Annotated in this window: 25 protein-coding genes; 13 read left to right on the top strand and 12 right to left on the bottom strand. The window is 58.7% G+C overall.

Translation table 11 applies throughout. The features are described 5' to 3' along the window. Positions 1-70 precede the first annotated feature (70 nt). Positions 71-991 carry a transcription initiation factor IIB family protein gene (locus EFA46_RS15800; protein ID WP_123078837.1) on the top strand — a complete coding sequence of 307 codons (921 nt, stop codon included), beginning with the start codon at positions 71-73 and terminating at the stop codon, positions 989-991. A 136-nt stretch (positions 992-1,127) separates the two neighbouring features. Continuing rightward, positions 1,128-1,418: a hypothetical protein gene (locus EFA46_RS15795; protein WP_123078835.1), complete on the top strand. Its 291-nt coding sequence runs from the start codon at positions 1,128-1,130 to the stop codon at positions 1,416-1,418. 131 nt (positions 1,419-1,549) lie between these two features. Here the strand turns inward: EFA46_RS15795 and EFA46_RS15790 are convergent, their stop codons facing one another. After that, on the bottom strand, positions 1,550-2,743 hold the full coding sequence (locus EFA46_RS15790) for a PAS domain S-box protein (protein WP_123078833.1): 1,194 nt from the start codon (positions 2,741-2,743) through the stop codon (positions 1,550-1,552). A 193-nt stretch (positions 2,744-2,936) separates the two neighbouring features. On the opposite strand from EFA46_RS15790, the gene EFA46_RS15785 reads away from it, so the two are divergent. Then, a complete protein-coding gene (locus EFA46_RS15785; protein ID WP_123078831.1) occupies positions 2,937-3,947 on the top strand; it encodes a hypothetical protein in 1,011 nt (336 codons plus the stop codon). A gap of 61 nt (positions 3,948-4,008) precedes the next feature. Here the strand turns inward: EFA46_RS15785 and EFA46_RS15780 are convergent, their stop codons facing one another. Continuing rightward, entirely contained in the window at positions 4,009-4,476 is a 468-nt protein-coding gene (locus EFA46_RS15780) for a hypothetical protein (protein ID WP_176969920.1), read from the bottom strand. A gap of 99 nt (positions 4,477-4,575) precedes the next feature. Here EFA46_RS15780 and EFA46_RS15775 point away from each other — a divergent pair, with 99 nt between their 5' ends. From EFA46_RS15775 to EFA46_RS15765, 3 genes are all read left to right on the top strand, one after another. Beyond that, entirely contained in the window at positions 4,576-5,001 is a 426-nt protein-coding gene (locus tag EFA46_RS15775) for a hypothetical protein (RefSeq protein ID WP_123078829.1), read from the top strand. Further along, positions 5,001-5,417 carry a hypothetical protein gene (locus tag EFA46_RS15770; protein ID WP_148040718.1) on the top strand — a complete coding sequence of 139 codons (417 nt, stop codon included), beginning with the start codon at positions 5,001-5,003 and terminating at the stop codon, positions 5,415-5,417. Before EFA46_RS15775 ends, EFA46_RS15770 begins: the two co-directional genes overlap by 1 nt. A gap of 400 nt (positions 5,418-5,817) precedes the next feature. Continuing rightward, positions 5,818-6,099 (top strand): PadR family transcriptional regulator, encoded by a 282-nt coding sequence (locus EFA46_RS15765; RefSeq protein ID WP_123078827.1) that lies wholly within the window; start codon positions 5,818-5,820, stop codon positions 6,097-6,099. A gap of 35 nt (positions 6,100-6,134) precedes the next feature. On the opposite strand, the gene EFA46_RS15760 is transcribed toward EFA46_RS15765, so the two are convergent. The 5 genes from EFA46_RS15760 to EFA46_RS15740 all read right to left on the bottom strand — a co-directional run bounded on the left by EFA46_RS15760 (position 6,135) and on the right by EFA46_RS15740 (position 11,006). After that, positions 6,135-7,391 carry a phage integrase SAM-like domain-containing protein gene (locus EFA46_RS15760; protein WP_123078825.1) on the bottom strand — a complete coding sequence of 419 codons (1,257 nt, stop codon included), beginning with the start codon at positions 7,389-7,391 and terminating at the stop codon, positions 6,135-6,137. Continuing rightward, positions 7,388-7,843, bottom strand: coding sequence for a hypothetical protein (locus EFA46_RS15755; protein ID WP_123078824.1), 456 nt, complete (start codon positions 7,841-7,843; stop codon positions 7,388-7,390). Before EFA46_RS15755 ends, EFA46_RS15760 begins: the two co-directional genes overlap by 4 nt. A 3-nt stretch (positions 7,844-7,846) precedes the next feature. Next, entirely contained in the window at positions 7,847-8,386 is a 540-nt protein-coding gene (locus EFA46_RS15750) for a hypothetical protein (protein ID WP_123078822.1), read from the bottom strand. A gap of 530 nt (positions 8,387-8,916) precedes the next feature. Next, positions 8,917-10,593: a transposase gene (locus EFA46_RS15745; RefSeq protein ID WP_123078669.1), complete on the bottom strand. Its 1,677-nt coding sequence runs from the start codon at positions 10,591-10,593 to the stop codon at positions 8,917-8,919. A gap of 209 nt (positions 10,594-10,802) precedes the next feature. Then, positions 10,803-11,006, bottom strand: a complete 204-nt coding sequence (locus EFA46_RS15740) for a hypothetical protein (protein WP_148040713.1) — start codon at positions 11,004-11,006, stop codon at positions 10,803-10,805. A 96-nt stretch (positions 11,007-11,102) separates the two neighbouring features. Here EFA46_RS15740 and EFA46_RS15735 point away from each other — a divergent pair, with 96 nt between their 5' ends. Next, on the top strand, positions 11,103-11,459 hold the full coding sequence (locus tag EFA46_RS15735) for a hypothetical protein (protein WP_123078667.1): 357 nt from the start codon (positions 11,103-11,105) through the stop codon (positions 11,457-11,459). Further along, on the top strand, positions 11,456-11,737 hold the full coding sequence (locus tag EFA46_RS15730) for a hypothetical protein (protein ID WP_148040712.1): 282 nt from the start codon (positions 11,456-11,458) through the stop codon (positions 11,735-11,737). Before EFA46_RS15735 ends, EFA46_RS15730 begins: the two co-directional genes overlap by 4 nt. Here EFA46_RS15730 and EFA46_RS15725 read toward each other — a convergent pair. Further along, a complete protein-coding gene (locus EFA46_RS15725; protein ID WP_176969904.1) occupies positions 11,734-12,474 on the bottom strand; it encodes a CPBP family intramembrane glutamic endopeptidase in 741 nt (246 codons plus the stop codon). The two genes, EFA46_RS15730 and EFA46_RS15725, sit on opposite strands and share 4 nt — an antisense overlap. A 178-nt stretch (positions 12,475-12,652) precedes the next feature. Between EFA46_RS15725 and EFA46_RS15720 the strand changes: the two genes are divergently transcribed. The 4 genes from EFA46_RS15720 (at position 12,653) to EFA46_RS15705 (ending at position 19,534) form a co-directional block, all read left to right on the top strand. Next, positions 12,653-15,247, top strand: a complete 2,595-nt coding sequence (locus EFA46_RS15720) for a heavy metal translocating P-type ATPase (RefSeq protein WP_123078661.1) — start codon at positions 12,653-12,655, stop codon at positions 15,245-15,247. Between the two features lie 58 nt (positions 15,248-15,305). Then, positions 15,306-16,238: a cation diffusion facilitator family transporter gene (locus EFA46_RS15715; RefSeq protein WP_123078659.1), complete on the top strand. Its 933-nt coding sequence runs from the start codon at positions 15,306-15,308 to the stop codon at positions 16,236-16,238. A 79-nt stretch (positions 16,239-16,317) separates the two neighbouring features. Then, positions 16,318-18,654: a heavy metal translocating P-type ATPase gene (locus EFA46_RS15710; protein ID WP_123078657.1), complete on the top strand. Its 2,337-nt coding sequence runs from the start codon at positions 16,318-16,320 to the stop codon at positions 18,652-18,654. 58 nt (positions 18,655-18,712) lie between these two features. Further along, positions 18,713-19,534: an IS5 family transposase gene (locus EFA46_RS15705; protein ID WP_123078655.1), complete on the top strand. Its 822-nt coding sequence runs from the start codon at positions 18,713-18,715 to the stop codon at positions 19,532-19,534. Positions 19,535-19,577: 43 nt separating this feature from the next. Here EFA46_RS15705 and EFA46_RS15700 read toward each other — a convergent pair whose 3' ends face one another. The 4 genes from EFA46_RS15700 to EFA46_RS15685 all read right to left on the bottom strand — a co-directional run bounded on the left by EFA46_RS15700 (position 19,578) and on the right by EFA46_RS15685 (position 22,935). Continuing rightward, entirely contained in the window at positions 19,578-20,186 is a 609-nt protein-coding gene (locus EFA46_RS15700) for a GNAT family N-acetyltransferase (protein ID WP_123078653.1), read from the bottom strand. A 161-nt stretch (positions 20,187-20,347) separates the two neighbouring features. Further along, positions 20,348-20,740, bottom strand: coding sequence for an STAS/SEC14 domain-containing protein (locus EFA46_RS15695; protein WP_123078651.1), 393 nt, complete (start codon positions 20,738-20,740; stop codon positions 20,348-20,350). A gap of 265 nt (positions 20,741-21,005) precedes the next feature. Beyond that, positions 21,006-21,323 (bottom strand): RPA12/RPB9/RPC11 RNA polymerase family protein, encoded by a 318-nt coding sequence (locus EFA46_RS15690; protein ID WP_123078990.1) that lies wholly within the window; start codon positions 21,321-21,323, stop codon positions 21,006-21,008. A 349-nt stretch (positions 21,324-21,672) separates the two neighbouring features. After that, on the bottom strand, positions 21,673-22,935 hold the full coding sequence (locus tag EFA46_RS15685) for an MFS transporter (RefSeq protein ID WP_123078988.1): 1,263 nt from the start codon (positions 22,933-22,935) through the stop codon (positions 21,673-21,675). A 642-nt stretch (positions 22,936-23,577) separates the two neighbouring features. Between EFA46_RS15685 and EFA46_RS15680 the strand changes: the two genes are divergently transcribed. Then, positions 23,578-24,294, top strand: a complete 717-nt coding sequence (locus tag EFA46_RS15680; protein ID WP_148040733.1) for a hypothetical protein — start codon at positions 23,578-23,580, stop codon at positions 24,292-24,294. Positions 24,295-24,488 lie beyond the last annotated feature (194 nt).

The raw sequence follows: 24,488 nt of genomic DNA, 5'->3' as shown, positions 1-24,488 counted from the left end.
GAAACCTAGCCGAATCGCCAATTTTTGGCCCCTGCGGGGTGTGGGGCGCGTGAGTGTCCCACTGATACTGATGGCAACCAGAGACATCTATGAGAGCGGGTTCGACGAGGACGATGGACCGATTAGTGGACGCTGCCCAGAGTGCGAGGGGCGGGTACTCGCGGACGGCGGTGAACTCTCCTGTACCGAGTGTGGTCTCGTTCTGGAGGAGGAACGCTTCGACCACAGCGCTGAACCGTGGTACGACCCCGACGAGGAGACGAATTCGCGACGAACGGGCGCGCCTCTCACGCAGGCCCGCCACGACCGCGGTCTCTCGACCGAGATCGGCTACGGTGGCGACGCGCACGGCAACGCGCTCTCCGCCCGGAAACGCCGACAGCTCAGTCGACTCCGTCGCGAACACACGCGGGCCCGATGGCGTTCGAGAGCCGAACAGAACCTCGCGCACGCCTGCGGCGAGATCGCGCGTCTCGGGAGCGCGCTCGAACTCAGTCGAGACGTCGTCGAGGAAGCCAGCGTCCTCTATCGACGAGCGCACCGAGAGAACCTCATCCGTGGACGGTCTATCGAGACGATGAGTGCGGGAGCCGTCTACGCGGCAGTCCGGTGTCGTGGCGATACACGCACGCTCCGCGAGGTGAGTGCGGTCGCAAAGTGCCCACACTCCGACGTCGCGCACGGCTACAGCGTCCTCAACACAGAACTCGGCCTCGATTCACAGGTCGTCCAAGTGAGCGACCATCTCGCCCGGGTGGCCTCCCACCTCAATGCGAACCGTCGTGTCCGCGAGCGCGCCGGGGAGTACCTCAACGCCGCCGAGGACTCCGGTATCACGAACGGTCGACATCCCGGAGGTGTCGCGGCCGCCTGCCTCTACCTCGCGAGTCAAGACGAAGACGCAGGCTACACACAGACAGACGTCGCTGACGCCGCAACCGTCGCGACAGCCACCGTTCGAGCACGCATCACCGAACTCCAAGAGAAGTGATGTAGGTGTCGACCACAGAATTCGGTTAGCTTCGCCGTGAGAGACGGACAGGTCAGCGACTGGCCGCGACGGTAGTCTCGTGGTGTGCAGGAACGCGGGCATCAAATCCATCTGTTCGTGGGGCGTCCGATCGGGCATGAGTGTCCCGGAGAGCGATGGCGAGTCGGTTCGCGTGTGGCTGGTCGAGCGAACGTACTCAGACGACGAACAGAACCTGATCATCCTGACGTACGCGACCCCGGACGGCAAGCGCTACTTCCGGAAGGAGCGTGCCCTCACGAGTTTCAGTGACGTCCGGGATACAACCGCCGCTGTGGACGCTACACCCGCCAATCTGGGACACGTCGACGACCCAGACACCCGCAAACAGTACGCCGCCGAAGCCCAGCGCATGCGCGACGTCCACGACCCCGACGACATCATCTAGTCGTCAGAGCAACCCCGACGAGAGACGTCTCTGGGGTTGGACCACACCCAATCGTCGTTCGACAGCCTCTCGTGCCAAACAGCTATCTGAAGGTACTCAGCAGGGAGATTTTGTCCCGCTGTCAGAGATATTCATTGGTCCCGTTCTGCCTCTTCATGAGGGCGAACCACCGCGAGTAGTCGCTGCTCGCCCTCGAACGTCAGTACGGATCCCGCTACCTCTGCTGGAATCGCCTCCCCGGAGGCCGTGTGGCATTCAGTATCGTACCGACCGGGATTCCCCTGGAGAACCTCTCGGGCAAACGCAAGCAGTTCAGCGTAATCATCGGGATGGATTTCTTCGATTGCCATCCCCCGGAGTTCCTCTCGGAAATAGCCGAGCATCTCCGCTGCAGACGGGTTCGCCTCAACGATGGTCTTCGACGCTGGGTCGAGGATAAACATTGAGTCCAGCGCGCTCTCGAAGACAGCCTCGAAGCGTTCTTTTTCTGCTTCCAGCTGCTCCCGTTGCGCTTTCTGCTCCGAGATATCCCGAATTATCCCCGTGAACAGATGCCTGGAGTCAGTTTCTCGTTCACCGAACGATACACCCACGGGGATCTCTTCACCGTCCCGTGTCTCCGCGACGAGTTCGATCCATCCCCAATCGAGTTGTTTCTCGCCCGTCCGCAGGTACCGTTGAATCCCCTCTTTGTGTGCGTCGACGAGACGGTCGGGAATGATCGCGGTGAGCGACTCCCCAACCAACGTCTCTGAATCGTACCCAAGTAGGTCAGCGACCGCGCCGTTCGCGTACTCAATCGTGCTGTCGCCATTGATCGTGAGGATGGCGAACGTGGTGTTTTCGGTGAGTGCGTCGAAGCGAGCTTTCGTCTCTTCTAACTCCCGTTCAGTCTGGCGCTGGATAATCGCTTGTTCTACTCGGTTGGCGACTCGGTCATATTGCTCCATCCCCCCTTTCTGAATGTAGCCCGAGACACCAGCCTCAACGGCCTCGCTCGCGATCTGTTCAGACCCCTGGCCCGTGAATAAGATAAACGGCAGATGTGGGTTCACTTCACGCATTTCCTCAAGTAACTCAAGCCCATCCATCTGCGGCATCTGGTAGTCGCTGACGACGCAGTCAATCTCCTCGTGCTTCTCTTTCAGGCACTCCACCCCCGCCCGGGCACTCGACTTCCAGATCGTGTCTAACTCCCGTTGTTCGAGCATAAGCGCAGTTGTCTCGGCGACATCGCCATCGTCGTCAACGACGAGCACGAGACTATCCTCCTCAGTAGATTCAAGATCCGCATCAACGTCGCTGGGGAGGTCACGTTCGGACATTAGGATCACCTACTAGCAGCGCCCTCGAACTGGAGCTCACGACCGTGAGTATCATCTCATGGAGTGATGTAGTTATCCCTACATCAACGTGTTCGCCGGTGAACGACCTGTATTTAAAGCACGCTTCGAATTCGCTTCTCGTTTGTCGCCCCCGCGACGGTAGCGGGCATCTGGCTCGCGCCCGCACCACACGATGTCCTCTCGAACACTCCACACAGCCGACGGCAACGTACCCACGCTCTCGCTCCCTCCAGGAGCACTCGCACTTACCGACCGCGACTACGAGTACGACGTCGAACACGACCCGGCCAACGTCGAACCCATCGAGCACCAGATTCGCCTCGACTTCATGCGCGGTGGGCCGATCCGCCGTGACCAACTGCTCGGCAACTACAACCCGTGGAAGTACGATCCGGCGGATCCCGCGACTCACCCCTGGCAGGGAGTCAAGCAGAAGCCGCTCGGCCTCGCCTACGCCGAGACCTCTTGTACCGCACGAATCCACGAAGAAAGACGATTCTACAACCACGTCAACGATGAAACCGTCCTCGTTGATGCACCGGCGTTCCTCGCTGCCCGACTCCGAATCGCTCGCGAAGACCCACACCCCGAACGAGCTCTCAAGGAAGAACGCCAGCGCCGCGAGAAGTGGTATCGTGAACTCATTCCTGGCCCCAACCTCAGCCAGATTCTCAAGAACTCGTCGTACGGCTCGTTGATCGAGAAGTGCATCGGGCCTGCGCCCGACGCCGACCGCCTGCTCGAACACAACGCCTTCGTCGGAATGGTCCTCGTCGACGAGGATACTGACCCCGAAACCTTCGCCCGTGACCGCGATCTCGACGCCGCTGGCGTCCTTCGAGAATCCGCGCTCTCGCACACCCAGACCGACGACCCAGTTTACCTCGTCGACTACGGCATCGAACTCCCCGCCCCACTCCTAGTCGGCGAATACGGCAGCGGAAGCCAGTACCCGCTCATTCCGTGGGGGGATGCGCTGACCTGCGCCTGCCCCTACAAGCAGATGGCGCCGTGGCGGGTGATGTGCAAACACGAACTCCTCGCGAGCATCGTCTGCAGCGGCCAGGACTCGATCTTCCTGCCCGTCTCCCGTGGCATTGACGTCCCACACCGAGCCCGGCGATTCGTCAGCCCCGAAATCGCCGTCTCCCACCAATCACGAGCAAGGGACTACCCCATATGACCGTTTCTTGCAATCGCCAGGCCGCCGGCATTTCAACACCGACGGCGTCTTGACGGTACTATCACTCGCTGCCCAATTTCCCCGCGTACTTCGAGGTGACTGTGCCCTTGCTGTTTCGGTAGACGCAGTAGCGGTAGGGGCCGTGTGGACACTGCTTGCAGCCGGGTCCGCAATCGAGCTTCCGTATCTCGACCGTCCCGTACTTCCGTAATTCTTCGTCCGAGAGCGCGATCCGCTCCGCCTTCGACATAGTCTCGATTTCCTTCCGTCGACGCTGGCGCTCCTGAGTGGACTGCTCTTTCTGTGGCAGGGTTTCGACCGTCTCACTTCCCCCCGCTTCCCCGTCAGTACTGTCCGCCTCGGCTGAGACGGGCCGCGACTTGTAGGCGATCAACTCCTCGGCGTACTCAACTACGTGCTCAAGCTTCGGAATGCTCTGGGACTGGAGCGGATCTACCACCCAGTTCGCCAGCTCGGCCGGGGGCTCGGGGGACTCCTCCTCGTCGTCGTTGGGCGCGTCCGTGGGCATTTTCCTACGCAACAGTTCACCAGCGTTCAGTATAGTTGTTGCGTAGGAAAGATTCTCGCTCTCGTTTGTTGCCCTCGAATCGATGGAGGGACCTGCTCCATGAATACAGAAACTACCGGCGAACCCACAACTGCCAACCGAACAACGAGCGATCACCAGACGACGCCGACAGCCCCGATCCCGAACGAAGACTCCGTCGACGCAAGCATCGCCGCCCGGCGTGTGCAACTTCTCACTGCTATCGTGATGGAACGCCTCAACGATACAGACCGCCACACAGACGATCCAGAGACGCTCATGAAGGGCGCCGTCGAACACCTCTATCAGGTTCATCCGCACATCCGGCTCGATGACGCCCTCGAACTCGTCAACATCGTCAAGGTCCCGCCCAGGGATGTTTCGACAAGACAGGCCATCGAGTGCGTCGTCAACGAGGCCTGCACGCACCTCGCGGCATGGGGGCGGTTCACGTCGCCGAAAACAGCAACGCCAGTCAGCCGGGAGCGGACGCGAGTGGGGTCGTGATGAGCCACGACGCCGCTCTTCTCGAACAGCTCCCACCTGAGAAACTCCTCGACACATCGAACTACCGCGTCATCAGACCTGCAATCGAGATGATGGAGGCGGTCGAAACCGTTGAACAGTACCTCACGCACGAGCGAGCAAACCGGAACCGGGCCGAGATCATCCGCCGTCTCACTGATCGACTTGATGCAATCCAGAAGGAGGTCGGGGAGCAGTCGCCGGTGACCGAATCGAAATCGGAGCGAGTCCTCCTGCCAAGGAATTCTCGATCGTCGGAAACGGAGACAGTGACCAATCGAGGACCTAAGGCAGTCGCAGTCTGGATGCCCACCAAAGATCTCCTGAGCCTCGTTCACAACGCCGGCAAACGCAGCCCAGCCGATTCGTCCACACCACCCACCTGGGACGAGCTGTGAGGATTAGACTCCGGTACGTTCCGGGGCGTCTGCTCGCGTAGTGGCCGCGCTCCTCCAGAAGCACGGTCCACGAACACCCTCCTACAGGTTGTAGAGGGGGTCACTCGTGGGGAGCGACCGTCACTCTACCACGGCAGACGTCCCTGTCCGGGTATCAGAGCCGAATCCAATCCTGCCTATGGACGCTCATCATATATTCGTTTGTCAGACAACGTCGACCTGAACACAGAACTGGGCAACAAGGTCAAGCTATCTACCCGGCGAAATGTATAGAGGAAGTTGGTTGGAAGTTAGTTCAGAGTTTTGGAAGGAGAAGTCGAATACTGAGCCAAGAGGTGGGGAGAGCAGTCCAGCAACAAGTAACCAGTTAACTAATAACCCGACATGTCTAATACCCAGTATGCATGACTTGACCGGCTTTCAGCGTGACCTGCTCTACGTCATCGCGGGTCTCGAGGACCCACATGGCCTTGCGATCAAGGAAGAACTCGAGGAGTACTACGAGACGGAGGTTCATCACGGCCGGCTGTACCCGAATCTGGATACGCTCGTTGAGAAGGGTCTCGTCGAGAAGGGCAAAATCGACGAGCGCACGAATTCCTACACACTCGCGCGACGCGGCCGACGTGAACTCGACGCACGCCGCGAATGGGAGGATCAGTACGTCGACTTAGAGGGCTAACTATACGGGACTAGACGAGCGGTAGGGGTGGGAGTTCACTGGCGAGAAGAGTCTGACTGTGATCGTGGCTCAATTTCGCTGAGCGCCTCGGTCGCCACATCCCCGAGTTCCCCCGCCTCAATATGGGAGTACCGCTCTCGAACCATCTCCTCAGAGTTGTCTAAGTACCGAGCCGCAACCGTATACCCGAACGCTCGAACGAGGACCTCACCCATCCCGCGACGGCCGCCGTGGGGCGCGAGATAGTCGTGTTTCGGATGGTCGATATCGATCTCTGCGGCCTCTGAAAGTCGCTGGAGGATCGACCGTGCGCCGTCGGTCGTAATTGACGGCGGCTGCAGATCCTCATCGAGCGCTAGCAGTAGGTCGCGGGCGTACTCCTCACGACGGTCAGTGATCTCTTCCGGGCGGTCCCCTCGTTCGGCTAGCTCATCTTGGACGAGCCCCGCAAGCGTTCGTTGGTCGAACGTCGGGAACACCGGCCAGCGCTCCGTCGGCGGGTTCATCAGCTTCTGGTAACTCCGCAGCGGCGAGATTACCGGGTCGGGGAGACTCGCAGCGTCCCACTGCTGTTTCTTCCGGTAAACATCCATACTCCCGTCCTCAAGGGAGAGGTCCTCCCAGCGGACACCGCGCCGGCGCGGGTCGTTCGGGTCTCGAAGGAGCTCTCCAACCCGGACAGCCGTGTACGCGAGGACGAACACGAGGGCGCGGTCACGAGCCGCCTTCAGCGCCGCGTAGCGAGCGCGCTGCGTGTCGAGGAGGTCAGTATCCTCCGGAAGCGTCGTGTACGCCTCGACGGCGTTGTGGGCCCGTTCATCAACGTGCCGAGTGAGGACATGGCGCTGTTCGGACGTCCAGGCCTGCTGATCGCCAGGCTTGCGGCCGTCGTCCTCCGGTAGCGGCGCCATCGCACTCGCCCGCTGCGCGTAGTGCGCTTCGAGATATCCCTCGTTGACGCACCAGCCACACCATGCAGAGATATAGCGATAATAGGTTTGTACCGTGTTCTGCTTGAGTCCGCGATCACCGTCGAGATGCCGGGCATATTCTCGGAACACGCGTTCGTCGAGATCGTCGAAGGTCGGCTCTCGGTTGACGTCGTCGGGGACGATCCCGGTCCAGTCATCGTCGTCGCGGTCGCCGGCGGCCCACTCAGCGAACCGCTCAAGCTCGCGTGCAGCGTTTCGTCGATAGTTCCCGCCGTCGCCACCGCGACCTTTCCCCTTGTCCTGGAGGTAGCGCTCGAAGGAACTCGCAAGTTGTTGATCAGCGCGTTCTCGGGGGATCATGAGTCCTTCTGCGTGTGCTGGTTCGGGTGAACGTCCTCGAGAAGTTCTTCGATAATCTCCCAAAGAACCAGAGAGGGAGTCTCGTGTTCAAAGGTAACACCCCAGCGGTCCTCCCCGTCAGCGGCTGAGTACTGGAAGTGAGTTCGCCCGAGATCGGGGTGGTCCTCATCTTGGTGCCAGCCAGCGTGAAAGTCCGTGTTCGGGTCGGTGTAATTGATTCGGAACCAATCATGTGGATCCTGCCGGTACCACTTGACAGTCAGTTCCGGGGACTCAGGTCCCGTTGGAGGGTCAAGACGGGCAGGGTCGAAACGTGCCACAAGTTCCTTCGCCTCGATATCGTCAGGAACAAACTCGACCGTCGTGATCTGTGGCACACGGTCGAGAGCGTCTCGCTTCAGCTGAGCGTAGAGGTTTGCGTTCGGGTCACCCCCGGGATGCGGGACCGACATCCGCTAGCTGCTGGCCTCAGCAGGCTCTGTTGTCGGCGTGAGGAAGTCCCACTCACGGATGGCGAAACCGACGATCTTGATGCGCCGTTGGAGATGTTCCCACTCGCGTGCGATCTCACGCCGGCGGTCCTCATCGTCAACATCGAGCGACTCCTCAGCGAGCGTCCCACGAAGCTGATTCGGCGACTCGACGCCGAACTCGCCCTCCCAATCACGGATCTGTGACTTCATATCAGCGAGCCGGTCCGTGAGTTCCTCGACAGTATGTCCGCTGTCTCGGAGGCGCATCGCCTCCTGCATCGCCTGCCGACGGTAATCGGGATAGTACGTGGTATGAGTGCCGCTCTCGTCACGGTGAAGGATTCCGTCGTCGACGAGCCGCTCGAGGACACGCTTGGTGGGCTCGTGTGACCAGCTCGCTTGGGAGGCAACCCAGTTCGCCGTTCGTGGCTCCGCTAGCTGCCGGGCAACCATCCGAACACGATCTTCACCTGTGGTCTGACGCTCCATCAGACTCTGAGAGTTCGATGCGTCATCGGTCATGGGATACAGTTCACGCCCTATACTCATATAGGTTGAGGTAGTTCGTTTTATATCGAACTCTGGTTTCGAGTTGTTCTGCCAACTAGGTTCAGAACGAGATAGGAGCCCGACTATAGTGGGCCTACCCGAGGGAAAGCGGCGTCCTGAATCGATTGCAGTTTTCGTGCTTACCTAACGGCGGCGGGGAACTTCAAAGTGTTCGTGATTACCAGAATAATCAGGACCACTCATCAGTTCCACTCAATCTACTGTATTCGGGGTTTTAGAGTCTTCTAACACCGAATTTCTACATTACCCCACCCCATATACTGTATATCGATATACAAAATGACTAGATCGTGGAAGTTGAGACTACACCGGGTTTAGCCGGCCTGTAATGCGCGGTCTCGGACGAATCGATGAGTGGAAACTGCTTCAGGTTACTCTCCAAACGGCCACTCTTGTTAGTATGCCTACTATATGATGGATTATCGGTCCCTTTCGGTAGCGTTGCCACTCAGACGGCGCTCTATCACGGGGAGAGTACCTTACTACCCGATTCCTGTCTCCTTCTTCAACAGCGTGAGCGTATTATCGGCAGTCACCATCGGTGATCGTTCGTATTCCCCGGTCAACTCGACTTGGACGAGTAGATCGACCGCTCGCCAAATCGAGTACAAGAGACACGCGAACGCGAAGTAGAAGAACCGCAGCCCGAAATCGGTCGAGGTTGTCGCGGCCATGAATCGCTTGATCGACCGATAGCCACTCTCAATCTCCCAGCGATATCCATATTCACTAAGGAAGCCCCCACCCCGGTTGGACATGAACACCGAGTACTGCCGGTGATCATCGTGTTCAGAGTTCTCCTTCCGACGGTAGATTAGCGTCGTCTCATGCCACTCGTTCTTCCCGAGATGGAGCTTCCGGTCGGTCTCGTACCGGTCTTGATCACGCTGGAGCAACCGCTTGGCCTGAGCTTTCTCACTCGTTTGCATCCGTTTCGGCACGACGTAGGAGAGCCCCCGCTGGCTGATCATCTCTAGAATGTGCTGACTATCAAACTCCCGGTCCATCAGCACGTTATCGACGTGGACGAGCTCTTCCGCCGAATCCAGCAAGTCCTCGACGATCTCCTTGCGTGATTCACCTTTCCGTACCGGACGGGCATCAAGGACAAGAGGGACTGCGTTGCCGACCAACTGGACTGTCGCCCACTGGTAGGCGTATTCGTCGTTCTTCTCCTTCGTCCCGATAATCTCGTCCTCGTGGCCCGTCCTATCGCCGGTAAAGGGATCGTCCTCAGTGATGTCGATCGCGACAATACCCGCTCGGAAGAACTCCTCTGTCTCCGCGAGCTCGTTGATGAGCTGTCGGAGTGCCTGTCGGTACATCTCGCGGATCTGCTCGATGGAGAGATCGCGAATCTGGTCGCGATGGCCGTGTCCGAGTGGTGTTCGATCACGCGTCGACTCGTGAATGAAGCTGCGAGCGCCCTCGTTGGCGGCCAAATTCTCACGGAGTCCCAAGTAGGTCTGTAAGCCCCAGTAAGCGTTCTCGGGAATCTCACAGCCCTCACCACGGTTGAGCGAGAACGCGGGGAATACAACGCGACTGACGTGCTTGGTAATCATCCCGGCCTTGTCGAGGAGGGCCTGGTCGGCAGGGTCCGATTCAGTAGCGTCGTCGCCTCGATCCGGGAGGTTTCGTTCTGGTTTGCGTGGTACAGCGACACCCGCGTTCTGCGCTTTGATCAAGATTAGTCGAGCCGCTTCCTGGATCGTCTCGCGGAGATCGCGCGTGAAACGCTCGTTCCATGTGCGCCACAGTGTCGATTGATCCGGAACCGTCCCCAACTCGAGGCGTTCACAAAGTTCGGGGTAGGTATCGAGGTACTCGACGAGAGGTGTTTCGTGCGTCCAGCCGTGGAGTTCTTTCAGCACGAACACGCGAAAGAGGGTATCCATCTCGTAGCATGTCGAACTCTCGTAGCAGTCGTGGGCTTCGAAGCGAAAGTAGGCCAGAGGAAGCTCGCAGACAAACTGTTCGAGTGAGTCATGATCAGGGTGCGTAAACCAGACACGTGAGACGACTCGAACGTCTGATTCTAACCCACCAAGTGAGGAGCGATCGTACAGCGGTGTCGAGTCATATTCGGGCCATTCGACGCGCTGCTGGTGTGCGATTCGTCGAAAGACGCTGCGTCGAGACTCGCGAGTCGCAGCCACTGCAGAAGAATAGCCCGGAGACGCTCAAGAGTCCGTCCAACCGACCAGTAGAGGAAGAGTTCTGTGCTCTGTTGGATCCCTCAATCGCGAACAGGACTGGTGCAGCTAATCGTTAGATATAGCTGATTTAATGACTTTCAACACGTGCCAGCGCCGCCTCCCCTTGACCTTATCCTGAACAACAGAGACAGAGATGCTGTTAAGATTGCTCAATGCGCCTCAGATCCAGTTCCTGTCGCGAAGGATACAATAAGACCGATGATGAGAACGCCAACAACGCCTAGAAGTCCCCGGATAACCAGTTTCACACTACCTGATTTTGCTGGGTCGGGGTACATGAGGAAGAGAACTGTGATTACGAATAGCAGTACAGTCATGAGACCGACACTGGCGTCTCCGAGAATTTTATTCATAGCCGTATTTTTGGAGATGAGTTATTATATCATTCGGATTCGAACGCTCAGTTGTGCGACCGGTCGGCTCTTATATCGGTCGTCCAAAGGGGGTGTATGGCTGAGAGTGGGCTTGCAGCAGGCTACCAACGATCGAGTCCATGGCCCGTCTTCCTTGCGCTTGGACTTGTCCTTTCCGAGGTTGGCGTCTTCCTTGCGGGTGTACTCCTCCCGGTCGCAGTCGGTGGACTCCTACTTCTTGAGGTGTGTATTATCGGAATCTTCAGAGAATCCGGGTATGCACGTACGCTCTCGCGCCCAGCCCTTGGAATTGGGAGTCTCTTCACAACGGCCGGACTCGTATTACTCGCGGCAACAACATATTGGGTACGCGGCGTTACAGTGCTCGCTGCTGGTGTCCTGGCAGTTATCGGTGCAATTGTGTGCTGGCTCTACGAGACACGTCGACTATGAGTGAGCGCGCCCCAACCCGATCCGGTTCTCATATCGTAATCGCGATGCTCATCGTCGCCATTCTTACAGCCGCTGGATTCGGATACGCGGTCGGTGCCTCCGTCCTTCAGAGCGCTGTTGAGAAAGGGATAGAGGCGACGCTTGGTCCGATATCGTTCGCACTCTCCCCATTCAACCTCTTCCTCTACGGGATGATTTCGGTCAGCATTGGGATGGCCGTCATACTGGGTATTGTGCTCTTCCTCTCGAAGTATGATACTGCGTCTCTGAGAGACTAGCCGAGAAGCACTGCGGGTGCTGAAGAGAGCGAGAAATACGCGACGCCGAATTGGACCGCGTTATACGTCGCATGAACAAGTGCTGGGACGGCGAGGTTCTCTGTATATTCGTAGAGGACACCGAGGACGAGTGCGATGAGGAACACACCACCGAGGTAGACGAGCTTTCCGTCGCCGGAGAGCGAAGAGACATGCAGAACTGCGAAGGTTGCACTCGCGATCGGGATCGCAACAGTCGGTGTGAACTCGCTACGGAGCCGTCCTTGGATGGCGCCACGGAAGAGCAATTCCTCGCCAGGCCCAACAAGGAGGTAGGAGAGCGGGATCATGAGGAGGAGGACGGCGGGGTTTTTGGCTGCCGTAGTCACGACTTGGTTTGTCGCCGAATCAAGCCCGAGGAAACTCGCCGTCATGGAGAGACCGACCCAAAGCGCGAGTGTCGCGACACTTCCAGCGACGATAATCGCGAGATCACGCCGCGATGGAACCGCTACCGGGAGTGGTGGAGATGTATTGCCAAGTCGGCTGTAGAGGAGCGCGACCCCCCCAAACGCAATACCTTGGAGAAGTGTGGCGCTAAGTACGAGTTGAATAGCGGGACGGTCAAAGACCGGAATACCAACAACAGTGAGGAGTCCGGCTCCCGTCGCGACGAGGAGTGTACCGACACCGAACCCAACAATAGCGAGTGCGATGGTGAGAGTCACCGATCGGACACGGTCCGAGATCGCATTCATACACAAAGATGTGCGTGGGCCGTAGAAATGCTGGTCGGTCTTGACCATCACTCTATTATATACGAATCAGTTCACCCATCTGGAATAATAATATAGGGAGTTAAATTGGCAATACAGCCCATATAGACCGTTTCAGTTAACAGGTGGATTAATAACTGTATGATGGTTATCTCCGAGTATGAGCGATCCACCAGCATCAGCACACGACCATAATCACGACGATGACGACCATGATCACGACCACGATCATGGCCACGAGCATGATGAGCCAGTGGCAGACCTGGTGAACGGAGAGGTAGTACAGTTGTCCGTTCCGGAGATGGACTGCCCGTCCTGTGCCGGGAAAGTCCGGAAGAGCGTGCAGCAACTCGACGCCGTTGAGACGGTCGACCCGCAGGTCACGACTGGTACCCTCACCGTCAGCTACGAGAAGGAGGGAACCACGCCAGAGGCCATCGCCGAGCGCGTCGAGAAGGCCGGCTATACCGTCGAATCTGGCGTCGGTGAGACGACCGAGACGTTCACCGTTCCGGAGATGGACTGCCCGTCCTGCGCGGGGAAGGTCGAGAACGCCCTCGAGGACGTCACTGGCGTCAGCACCTATCAAACCCAACCCACGACTGGGAAAGTCGTCGTCACGTACGACCAGGCGCACGTGTCGGCTGACGACGTGACACGGGCGATCGAGAGCGCTGGCTACGACGTCACTGAGACGACGGTCTCCAGGGGGGAAGGGAGTAGTGGACTGGCAGAGACTGACGGGGTCTGGCAGAGTGATCGCGCGACGAAGACATGGATTAGCGGTGGGTTTGTCGCGCTCGGCCTGCTCTTCGAATTCGTCCTGAGCGGCCAGAACTCTACGCTGATTACGGGGCCATTTACGCTCGCGCTCGCGGACGTCCTCTTCCTGATCGCAGTTTCGGTTGGTGGTCAGGAGATCATCGAGGGAGGGTATTACTCGCTGCGCAACCGGAATCTGGACATCGACCTGCTGATGTCCATCGCGATTACGGGGGCACTCGTCGTCAGTGTCGGCTTCGGCGAGGGGCTCTATATGGAGGCCGCGATGCTCGCCTTCCTCTTCAGCGTCGCCGAGCTTCTGGAGCGCTACTCGATGGACAAGGCCCGCAACTCCCTGCAGGAGCTGATGGACCTCTCCCCGGACGAAGCCACCGTCAAACGGGACGGCGAGGAGATGACGGTGCCCGTCGAGGACGTCCGCGTCGGCGACGTCGTCGTGGTCAAGCCCGGTGAGAAGATTCCGATGGACGGCGAGGTCAGCGTCGGCGAGAGCGCGGTCAATCAGGCGCCCATCACCGGCGAGTCCGTCCCCGTGGACAAGACGGATGGCGACGAGGTGTACGCCGGCACCATCAACGAGGAGGGCTACCTCGAAGTCCGAGTCACTTCCGAGGCTGGGGACAACACGCTCTCGCGCATCATCGAGATGGTCGAGGACGCACAGGCGAACAAGACCGAACGCGAGCAGTTCGTCGAGCGCTTCGCCGGCTACTACACCCCGGTCGTCGTCGCGTTCGCCGTCCTCGTCACGCTCGGCACGCCGTTCGTCCTCGGGGCGACCTGGGAGCAGTCCGTCGTCTACGGCCTCACCCTGCTCGTCCTCGCGTGCCCGTGCGCGTTCGTCATCTCGACGCCCGTCTCGGTGGTGTCGGGCATCACGAGCGCCGCGAAGAACGGCGTCCTCATCAAGGGCGGACAACACCTCGAGGCGATGGGCGACGTCGAGGCCGTCGCGCTCGACAAGACCGGCACGCTCACCAAGGGCGAACTCGCCGTGACGGACGTCATTCCGCTCAACGAGAACACCGAGGACGACGTCCTGCGGTGTGCGCGCGGCCTCGAGTCGCGCTCCGAACACCCCATCGGCGCAGCCATCGTCGACCACGCCGCGGAGAACGACGTCGGGAAGCGCTCGGTTTCCGAGTTCGAGAGTGTCACCGGGAAGGGCGTGCGCGCTGACCTCGACGGCGAGACGCACTACGCGGGCAAGCCGGGGTTCTTCGAGGAACTCGGCTTCGACCTCTCGCACGTCCACGCCGTCACCGACGGCGGGGTCGTCACGCAGACCAGCCAGCGCCTCTGCGAGCGGAACAACTGCCTCGACCTCCTCCAGGACACCATCCCCGACCTCCAATCCGAGGGGAAGACGGTGATTCTCGTCGGGACGGAGGACGAACTCGAAGGCGTCATCGCCGTCGCGGACGAAGTCCGCCCCGAAGCGCGTCGCGCCGTCGAGCGCCTGCACGACCTCGGCGTCGCGCACGTCGTGATGCTCACCGGCGACAACGAGCGTACTGCACGCGCCATCGCCGAGGAGGTCGGCGTTGATGAGTTCCGCGCGGAACTCCTCCCCGACGAGAAGGTCGAAGCCATCCAGGACCTCGACGGCGAGTACGACGGCGTCGCGATGGTTGGCGACGGCGTGAACGACGCGCCGGCGCTCGCAACGGCGACTGTCGGTGTCGCAATGGGTGCGGCCGGTACGGACACCGCCCTCGAGACGGCGGACATCGCGCTGATGAGCGACGACCTCGCACGCCTCCCCTATCTCTACGAACTGTCGCACGACGCGAACGGCGTCATCCGGCAGAATGTCTGGACGAGTCTCGGCGCGAAAGCCGCCCTCGCGCTCGCCGTGCCTTTTGGCCTCGTCCCCATCTGGGCGGCCGTCCTCGTCGGCGATGCCGGGATGACGCTCGGCGTCACCGGCAACGCGATGCGCCTCTCCCGAATCACCCCCGAGGACGACTAGAGCGCTCACCCAGTCGCACTACACTCTCACTGATGCGCTTCCACTCGTTCCCAAACTAATGGAGAGCCACAACCACGACACGACGACAGATTCAGACCACGACCACGGCGACGGCAACCATACCGAGCCGCGAAGTATACGTAAACTCGGCGTCGTCGCCGCGATTAACACGGCTGGCTTCGTCATCGAACTCGCCGGTGGTCTCCTGTTCGGATCGCTTGCACTCCTAAGCGACGCCGTCCACATGCTCTTCGATGCGCTGTCGTATCTGATGGCGTTTGCAGCCACCTATGTCGCCGACCGGTACGAGGAGCGCGATTTGTGGACGTACGGACTCCACCGACTCGAACCGTTCGCCGCCCTCCTCAACGGGGTGCTCCTCGTCCCGATGGCGCTCGTCATCCTCTACGAGTCCTACCAGCGATTCTACAACCCCGTCGACCTCGACCCGACGATGACCGTCCTCCTCGCCACGGGCGGCCTCGTCGTGAACGTCGCGTCCGTCGGCTACCTCCACGGCGACGAACTCAGCCTGAACGAACGCGGCGCGTTCTACCATCTGCTCGGCGATACCGGGGCGTCCGTCGCGGTCATCATCTCGACCGCCATCGTCGCCGTCTTCGAGATCCGCATGGTAGACCCGATCACGGCCGCGCTCATCGCTGTCGTCATCATCTGGTCAGCATACACCGTGTTGCGTGACAGCCTCGACCTCCTCCTCGAACGTAGCCCGATTCCGATCGCCGACCTGCAGGCATCCCTCATGTCGATCGAGAGCGTTGAGGCGGTCGAGGACTGCCACGTCTGGCAGGTCTGTAGTCGGCTTACCATCGGGACAGTTCGAGTCAAGGTCTCAGTCGATTCGCTCAATACCCAAGAGGAGCTACGGGCGACTATCCACGAGAGACTCCGAGACGCCGGCCTTGACCACGTCACTGTCGAACTCGTGAACGAAGCAACGACGCACCGCACAACTACCCATACACATTAGCGACCGTGACGCCCACCATGATACAGAGACATACCCCGCTAGCTCAGGCGCGTCTCCGTTCGGACTCTACGAGGCGACCGTGACTACGTGTTCGTTCTGCGGCCGCGAGATCGATAGCGAGCCGATTCGTGATAACGGGGAGGTGTTCTGCTCGCGTGGCTGCCAACAGGGGGAGACGAGAACCAGTGGCGCACACATCGAACACACTCCTGAGACAACGCAGCAGACTGACGGCGAGACGGCGTATTTCTCGATCAGCGGCATGCATACGCACGCATGCGAGTCGTATCTCGAGCGACGCGCTGTGACACTCGATGGCGTCAGCGGTGCGTCCGCGAGCTATACGGCCGAGATGATGCGCGTCAGCTACGACCCCGAGGCGGTTGAGCGTGACACCATCGAGGACACACTTTCTGCATGGGGATATCGAGCCTCTGCGCCCACACCAGAGGAAACACCCGCCGACCGGAACGACTTCGACTTCGACCATCTCCGCACGATTTTCTCCGTGATTGCCGTCGCACCCATCTACATCATCTATGCTGCCTTCTTCTACCCCGTCTATCTCGGACTCCTTCCGACCTCCTCACTCGATAATCACGCAATCGTTACTGGTCTCTACGGGCCTGTCGCGATGTTCACCACGATCACTATCTTCGGCGTCGGATTCCCCATCCTCCGGTCGGCCTACATCAGTCTCCACGAACGCCAGCTTACTGTCGACGTCCTCATCTCCATCACTGCGGTGAGCGCCTACGCGTACTCCATGGTCTCACTGCTCTATCTCGACCGTCTCTACCTCTTCTTCGATATCGCGACGGCGGTCATCGTTCTCACGACAATCGGGAATCACGCCCGTGCCCGATATAAACGCCAGGCGGTCGAAGACCTCACCGAGTTCGTCGACGAGACAGAGACCGCTGCACGCCGCCTCCTTGAGGACGGGACAACGACGATCGTCCCACCCGAGGACTGCACGACTGGGGATCGGCTTCTCGTCCGGCCGGGCGAACGAATCCCACTTGACGGCACGATCGTCGATGGCCGCGGAACGGTTAACGAGGCGCTCATCACTGGCGAGGCACGACCCCAGCGTAAAGTCGTCGGCGACACGGTCATCGGTGGCTCCATTGCCGCCGACGGCTCATTCGAAATCACGGTCGACGAGGGGGCGACGAGCACACTCGACCGACTCCGCGACCTCGTCTGGGATCTCCAGACCGAACAGTCCCCGGCCGAGCGGCTCACGAACCGTGTGACAGCAATCTACATCCCGGTTGTCTGTGTCTTCGCACTCGTCACACTCGGTGCGTGGACGGTTGCTGGCGCGCCAGCCGAACCCGCACTTCGGACGGCACTCACCGTGCTGATTATCGCCTGCCCCGTCTCCCTCAGCCTCGTCACACCACTCGCCGTCGGTCGTGGGCTCTCAACGGCTGCCGAGCGAGACGTCCCGGTTTTTGATCAGACGATCCTTGAACGGGTGACCGACGCAGACGTCATCGCGTTCGACAAGACCGGAACACTCACCACCGGCGAAATGCGTGTCGCCGCCGTCCACGCAGTTGAGGAGTGCGATAGTAAGGCGGTTCTTCGGCGGGCAGCGGCCGTCGAGTCACGTTCGAGCCACCCGATTGCCGCCGCAATCCGCGACCGTGCACCGGACCGCTCACAAGCGGTTACGTCGTTCGAACGGTACCGCTACGGTGTCGTGGCCGACGTGGACGCGTCGCGGACGGCCGTCGGAAACCCCGCACTCTTCGACGACCTCAACTGGAGCATTCCCGAAGCCATCCGTGACACAATCGACCGTGTCCGTGACCGTGGCGAGCTCCCAACGGTCGTCGGCTGGGAGGGGACCGCAACAGGCGTGATCACACTCGAAGATCAGCCCCGCGAGAAGTGGACGGAAACTGTCGCGGAGCTCGCGGCCGATGACCGACAGATCGTGGTCATCACGGGCGATGATTCACGCGTTGCACGGCAGTTCGAGGCACACCCGGACGTCTCCAAGGTCTACGCGGACGTCCCACCGGAAGCGAAAGAAGAGCTCGTCCGTCGCCTCCGCGATGAGGGTGTCGTCGCGATGGTGGGGGACGGGACGAACGACGCACCAGCGCTTGCCGCTGCTGATCTCGGTGTGGCGATGGTCTCCGGAAGTGACTTCACCGTGACTGTCGCGGACGCTCTCGTAACGGCCGACGATCTGACGCCGTTCCGCGATCTCTTCGGAATCGCGCGTGGGACACGGCGTCGCCTTCTCGAAAATCTCGGACTCGCGCTCACAGTGCCTGCTATCGGTGTCCCGCTCGCTGCCGTTGGGTTCGTCACACCGCTCGTCGCGACGACGCTAATGGCGACCGGAACCATACTCGTGCTCGCAAACAGCTACCGCCCCCTCACCAGCAACTTGTGATAAATCGGCTCTGTTGAAATCCTCGGAGGGTTACAGGTTCGCCCGGTAGTCTGACCGGATGCAGGCCCTCCCAAAGTCGCAGTTGCTTCGGTTCGTTGAGCAGGCATATCACTTGGCTCGGCGAGCTGTTGCCCGCTACTCGTCAAAGTTCTCGAAACGACGGTACACACTCCACAAGCACATCGTCTTGCTCCGTCTCAAGGTGCGGAAGAATACGACGTACCGGACGCTCCTTGACGAACTTATCGAGATGCCTCGCATTCGGAGCGCCCTTGGTCTTGAGGAACTCCCGTCTCCTTCGACGTTGTGTAAGGCGTTTAACTGGCTCGATATGGCGGTTTGGCGTGTGCTGCTCAACCTCTCGGTTACCCTCCTCCCGACCAACGGTGTCGTCGGTATCGATGCCTCTGGCTTTGACCGTAGTCACGCCTCGAAGCACTATACGAAGCGAACGAAGTTGACGATTCAGCAGTTGAAAGTCACGCTTCTCGTGGACACGAGAGCAAATGCTGTCCTCGACGTACACGTAACAACAACACGAAAACACGACTCGAAGATCGCGCCGTCGCTCATCAAGCGGAATACCGGGGAAGTAGCAGTTCTCCTCGGCGACAAGGGATACGATGATCAGAAGATTCGCGCATTAGCCCGTGAAACTGGTGTTCGTCCGCTCATCAAGCACCGCGAGTTCTCGTCTCTTCACAAAGCGTGGAATGCTCGGTTGGATGCCGATCTCTACGGTCAGCGCAGTCAAAACGAGACGGTAAACTCTCGCCTCAAACGAAAATATGGCGCATTCGTCCGCTCACGGCACTGGTGGAAGCAGTTCCGTGAACTCGTTGTCTGCTGTCTCACTCACAACATCGACAAGGCACTTTGAACGTTCAATAGAGGGAATCCACCTAATGCTCTTGCTCAACGGTTCACTCCTGTTCTCCGCGGCAGTTCTGTTCCCACTCCTGACGAGCAATACTGTATCGGACGGAGTCGCGTGGCTCTCCGTCGATAACGAGTTCATTACGGATTTGACCCTCTTTATGACCACCGAATCGCTCAACATATTTCTCAATGGCTTGCCGGGAGTTCGTGTTTTCAGGGTCGTGTGTAACCGTCACAATTTGGAGGTCGAGTCGGTCGAACGCGAGTTTGAGAAAACGAGCAGCTCGTTCTCCAGAGTACCCTCGTCTCCAGAAGGGCTTTCGGAGCCACGTCCCCAGTGTCGCCAGTTGACGGTCCCAATCTGGATGTATTCCAGCGAGACCGGCGAATTCGTTAGCGTGTTCGCCGTCTTTCGGTCGAATCACGTAGGTAGCGTTCTCTCCGTTCTCGAACTCCGTCCCACACTGCTCGACCCATTCGAACGCCGCTTTGGGGTGAGAGTATGAGTTCCACGTGACGTACTCGGTTATTTCGTCAATTCCGGGCGCTCCTTCTTGGACGTGAGTATAGAGTTCGTATGGGTCAAACTCATCCTGATGGAGCCGCTCGTAGCGTAGCCGTTCACTCTCCATCTCCACTGGAAACACTGGCATTATCACTACGATTCGAGGAGCAGTCAAAATCGATTTGTCATCCCACTGACAATATGTTCACCCACTTACGGAGTATCTGTTCTCCCCTGAATTTGGTCATGAAAACTGTCTCGGTCTGATGAATACCTTCAATAAGTACAGCGAAGAAAGTAGTCGTAGTGCTACGGACGGGCTGAACCGTTACGAATCCATTGCAAGGCGCTGTCGCGGTTGTCTAGTTGGAAGTATCGCATCTGGTCGGGAGCAACTGGCCAGACTGGCCGTATGGCTCGCCACTGGTGAAAGAGTAATTTTGCCCAGAACGAGTCTCCGACGCACGCATAGGAACGAATGTCGAACTCGGGTCCGTATCGAAGGTCTGGAAGAATCCCGTGCAGATGGGTGAGATACGTCGTTGCTGTCCAGTCGGGAACTTCCTCATACACTCGGATTGACCCATGTTGCTTCGTTCGTTCAATGAGCAGCGAGTAGAACTCCTCGTAGCCGTCAGCAGTACCATTCCCGACACGTACCGCAATGAGATCGTCCTCTGTCGCGTCCAGTATCTCAAACATCCTTAGTGAACGAAATCGAATAAATGTATCAAAGTTCCGGTGGTCGCTCGACGGATCAGTTCGCAGTCCCACCCAACAGCTGTTTCAGCAGGAAAGGTGTGGAATCGATAGGACTTCAACAGAGCCGATAAATCGGATAGCGGCAGAGCCGATCGGCACCGTGTGCATTGAGACAGCCAGTCTCAACTACTGACTAGATCGGGGGGTTGGGAGTCGGATGTGTTCTATGCATAATTTAAGCGGCGGGGGATCGCGAGATACGCCGTCAAGACTCGCGCCACTTGTGGTCGCACTCGACGCAGGTGAACAGCCGGACCTCGTAGGAGACGCCTGGCTTCGGTATCATCTCGTAGTAGGCCCGGTCACTGTCGCAGTCGTCCGCCGGGCAAGACTCCTGCACGGTTTCGGTGGAGCCCTGGGTCGCGTCGGCCACGGCGGGTGCCCCGTCGTCTTGCTGTCTATCTTGGGTCTCCATCGCTGCTTCCGCTTGCGAGTCTCGCGGCTCCTTGTTCTCACAAGAGTGGCATACCCACGTGTCGCCCTCCGTGTGCATCATCGAACCACACTCGTCACAGAATCGCATATAGCGTAAGGATATACGGTTGTCGAATATATGTATTAACTTCCAGTCTGTCGTGGTTTTCAGGCAGATGCTGAGTCCGACTATACGTAATCATATAATCACCAATATGAAACGTTCGATATTGTCTGGTGTCTATTATTTGGCCACAGGCTGTAGTAGATATGGCTCAGAATCACCAAATCGAATGTAGTGCTGTTCGTCAGAAAAGGTTGATACTACTTCTCAAGTAGTTCCAGCTGAACGATTTCATTCGGTCAAATATTGAAGAGCATGTGGTATCGGTCTCCCTTTCTCAGGCACAACATCCGTGACGAGCCACCTTACCTGTATCCGGACAGTGCCACAGGTCCTACCACTCCGTGAGTGCGCTTCGTCCGTGGTCACGAACGAGCACGAGGAGGAACGTGAGGACTCCAGAGATAGCGGCGACACCACCAATGTAGAAGACCCAGTCCATTCCGACCGAGCCCATAAGCCATCCACCGAAGACCGGGGCGAGCAAGCTACCCGGTCGCCAAACAAGGTCGCGGACACCGAAGCTTGCTGCGACACCGCTCTCTTCATCGCTACTCCCCTCGTCGGCAAATAACGCCATACTTGCGGGCTCACGGAAAGCCTCAGTAATTCCCAGGAAGGCATTCAGCACAACAAGAGGGACGAACGCACTTGAGACGTAGCCAATATGCGGAATCGTTTCAGGAAGTCCGAACATCGTTCCAAGAGCGGGTGTGAACGGAACGACAAGTGCGACGACACCATATGCACCACCACCAAGAAACACGAAGAGGGCACGCCCATATCGGTCGGAGAGCGACCCGAGCGTCGGTTGGAGAAGGAGGTTTGCGAGCTTCTCGGCGGTAACGACGAGGGTAACAGCAATCGGAACCATCTCGAGACCACCCCGCGCGGCGACGACACCCGCAAACAAGGGCACCCACGTCCGAACGAGTGTCACTGCGACAGAGTACTGTGCCCGGAAGATGCTCAATGTTCGAATGCGACGGTTGAATGCTAGCCCGGAGAACGGGAAGCCACGGATAACCGCCTTATCCGGGCGAAGGAAGAAGACGATAGCGATGAACGTAGCGACGTACAGCACGACGAGGACCCAGAAGACCGGCTCAAAACCGACCCAGGGATAGAGAATGCCTGCGGTGAAGCTCCCCGCGATCGCGGCGGCGAATCGAGCAGCGTTGGACTTCCCGATCTTGTTCGCGCGCGTCTCGGGCGTCGCAAGCTCACCGACGTACGCAAGTGTCAGCAGGCTAAGTGCGACAACGACGACTCCCTGTAGCGCACGGATTCCGACTAGTGCTACGGGGGAAGTGACGAGGGTAAACAGCGCATAGACGACGGCGCCGACGCCGAGGGCTCCTAGGAGAACGAGACGCTTATCGTACCGGTCACCGGCCCATGCGAGCGGGACGACGGCGACGAGCTGTGCAGCAGTAAAGCCCGTATAGAACAGGCCAGTCATCAACCCCGAAGCTTGGAGTTGATTAACGTAATACGGAAGGAGGATGACGAGCGCCGAGAACCCAAACCTCGCCGCAAAGCGAACGAGATAGAGCGCGAGGAATTGGCTTCGATGCTCAGTCTCAGACTCAGTCACAGCTATTCACACAAGGGGTTGAGAAAAACGCGTTTCGCTTCCCGTTCGAAAATCTGCGTCGCCCTATAGGCGGGTTTCAATTCCGGTGTGTGAAGTACGAGTCGGAAGCGAGCGCGGACGACAATGCGGCGAAGAATATCGGTATGTCCATTGAGGCCAACAGCCAGTTTGCCTCGAGGTTTGGAACGGTGACGCTGGGCGACGGCTTTAACGCCCAGTCAGACAGCTTAACGACGGTTTCATGGACAATCACCATCCTCCACGAGCGAACGAACCATCAGGGTGAGCGAAGTCAGGGGGAGAGTAGTCGACTCAAGTAAGGATAATCAGTAGCCCTGATACAAATAGGCGCGATATCTCTGATTCTTCAAGAATCGAGCTGTCGCTACCGTGTCTGCCCTGCATTCTCTGGATGAATGGACAGTCTTAAATAGGTGGGAAATGGTACGATAAGGTAGCTAGGCGAGACGGCCTCTCCACCCCTGCCCGATGACGTCTGTAAGACAGAGGGCGGTGCCCATCTCGACTGTAGTAGGGAAACTACTACACGAGAACGGCACCTAACTCAAGGCCTCGGGCTGGAGATTGAGCACCCTTCCAACGCTCTTCGCCACCTCTTCAGCCTCTTCAGGTCGTCAGCATGTGTCCTCGGAGATTAGCTGGCGTCTCTTCAGCCCAGCCTTTACAATGAAAGATACACAGACATCAAATGATCAGCCCGACTCACCGGCTTCATCGGCCGGGACGGAGCACAGCTTCACACAAGTAGCCCATCAGGCACTTCGCGACGCACGATATATTGACCGGCAGTTAGATGGGGCTGCTGACCAGATTATTATCGCAGCAGACGATCTAGACTATGCTTGGACAGTTACAATCGCCTTCCTCGCACAGCACGAAGTACGTGAACAGGCCGGCAGCAGCATCGTCACGACTGAGCGAGATGCTGACGCCATCGAACGCGACTTCGAACGATTCCTCCCAGACCACCGGTTCGGGATTCTTGATCTCGATGCCGACCAGCAATCACGGCCTTATCGAGACCCACCAGTACATACGCTCTCGAATACAGGAGATTTCACGTCGTTATTCCTCACGCTCGACCAGATCGACTCCGGCTTCAATGGTAACTCATCGCTTCTCGTCCATTCACTTGACGCCTTAGTGGCGGAGACATCCGTCGAGACTGTGACCCGCCTCCTCAAGCTCTTCGAGTGGAAGCACTCGGCAACTCCGCAGATATTCACACTCGACTTAGAGCGATGCTCAGATCGTTCTCTCGAGAACATCCGGTCAGTGGTCGATACACTCATCCGAATTGAAGGGGCCCCAGATGGAACGTGGATAACCGTTGAATAGACACTGACGACGATGGTGAAAGGGTTAGCGCCCTCAAAACTACGGTGGAGAAGTTAGTTTCGAGACGAAGGCATCAGCTGATGAGTTTCTGAGTCGACTTAACGAATTAAGGCCTCTGTGGAGGACTAGTGACCGGCGAGCTCAAGTAAGTATTCAGCCCAGTTCTTACGTTCAGCTAGCTACCACTCGGGCGA

The organism is Halarchaeum sp. CBA1220, assembly GCF_003721175.2.
Classification (GTDB): Archaea; Halobacteriota; Halobacteria; order Halobacteriales; family Halobacteriaceae; genus Halarchaeum; species Halarchaeum grantii.
This window is presented reverse-complemented; position numbering and strand designations above follow the sequence as displayed.

Excerpts from the sequence above, each read along its gene's own strand:
- EFA46_RS15770 (WP_148040718.1), top strand. The coding sequence starts at position 5,001 with ATGAGCCACGACGCCGCTCTTCTCGAACAGCTCCCACCTGAGAAACTC.
- EFA46_RS15775 (WP_123078829.1), top strand. The coding sequence starts at position 4,576 with ATGAATACAGAAACTACCGGCGAACCCACAACTGCCAACCGAACAACG.
- EFA46_RS15780 (WP_176969920.1), bottom strand. The coding sequence starts at position 4,476 with ATGCCCACGGACGCGCCCAACGACGACGAGGAGGAGTCCCCCGAGCCC.
- EFA46_RS15790 (WP_123078833.1), bottom strand. The coding sequence starts at position 2,743 with ATGTCCGAACGTGACCTCCCCAGCGACGTTGATGCGGATCTTGAATCT.
- EFA46_RS15730 (WP_148040712.1), top strand. The coding sequence starts at position 11,456 with ATGAGTGAGCGCGCCCCAACCCGATCCGGTTCTCATATCGTAATCGCG.
- EFA46_RS15800 (WP_123078837.1), top strand. The coding sequence starts at position 71 with ATGGCAACCAGAGACATCTATGAGAGCGGGTTCGACGAGGACGATGGA.
- EFA46_RS15755 (WP_123078824.1), bottom strand. The coding sequence starts at position 7,843 with ATGTCGGTCCCGCATCCCGGGGGTGACCCGAACGCAAACCTCTACGCT.
- EFA46_RS15735 (WP_123078667.1), top strand. The coding sequence starts at position 11,103 with ATGGCTGAGAGTGGGCTTGCAGCAGGCTACCAACGATCGAGTCCATGG.
- EFA46_RS15740 (WP_148040713.1), bottom strand. The coding sequence starts at position 11,006 with ATGAATAAAATTCTCGGAGACGCCAGTGTCGGTCTCATGACTGTACTG.
- EFA46_RS15700 (WP_123078653.1), bottom strand. The coding sequence starts at position 20,186 with ATGCCAGTGTTTCCAGTGGAGATGGAGAGTGAACGGCTACGCTACGAG.
- EFA46_RS15765 (WP_123078827.1), top strand. The coding sequence starts at position 5,818 with ATGCATGACTTGACCGGCTTTCAGCGTGACCTGCTCTACGTCATCGCG.
- EFA46_RS15705 (WP_123078655.1), top strand. The coding sequence starts at position 18,713 with ATGCAGGCCCTCCCAAAGTCGCAGTTGCTTCGGTTCGTTGAGCAGGCA.
- EFA46_RS15725 (WP_176969904.1), bottom strand. The coding sequence starts at position 12,474 with ATGAATGCGATCTCGGACCGTGTCCGATCGGTGACTCTCACCATCGCA.
- EFA46_RS15750 (WP_123078822.1), bottom strand. The coding sequence starts at position 8,386 with ATGACCGATGACGCATCGAACTCTCAGAGTCTGATGGAGCGTCAGACC.
- EFA46_RS15695 (WP_123078651.1), bottom strand. The coding sequence starts at position 20,740 with ATGTTTGAGATACTGGACGCGACAGAGGACGATCTCATTGCGGTACGT.
- EFA46_RS15760 (WP_123078825.1), bottom strand. The coding sequence starts at position 7,391 with ATGATCCCCCGAGAACGCGCTGATCAACAACTTGCGAGTTCCTTCGAG.
- EFA46_RS15795 (WP_123078835.1), top strand. The coding sequence starts at position 1,128 with ATGAGTGTCCCGGAGAGCGATGGCGAGTCGGTTCGCGTGTGGCTGGTC.
- EFA46_RS15720 (WP_123078661.1), top strand. The coding sequence starts at position 12,653 with ATGAGCGATCCACCAGCATCAGCACACGACCATAATCACGACGATGAC.
- EFA46_RS15690 (WP_123078990.1), bottom strand. The coding sequence starts at position 21,323 with ATGCGATTCTGTGACGAGTGTGGTTCGATGATGCACACGGAGGGCGAC.
- EFA46_RS15715 (WP_123078659.1), top strand. The coding sequence starts at position 15,306 with ATGGAGAGCCACAACCACGACACGACGACAGATTCAGACCACGACCAC.
- EFA46_RS15785 (WP_123078831.1), top strand. The coding sequence starts at position 2,937 with ATGTCCTCTCGAACACTCCACACAGCCGACGGCAACGTACCCACGCTC.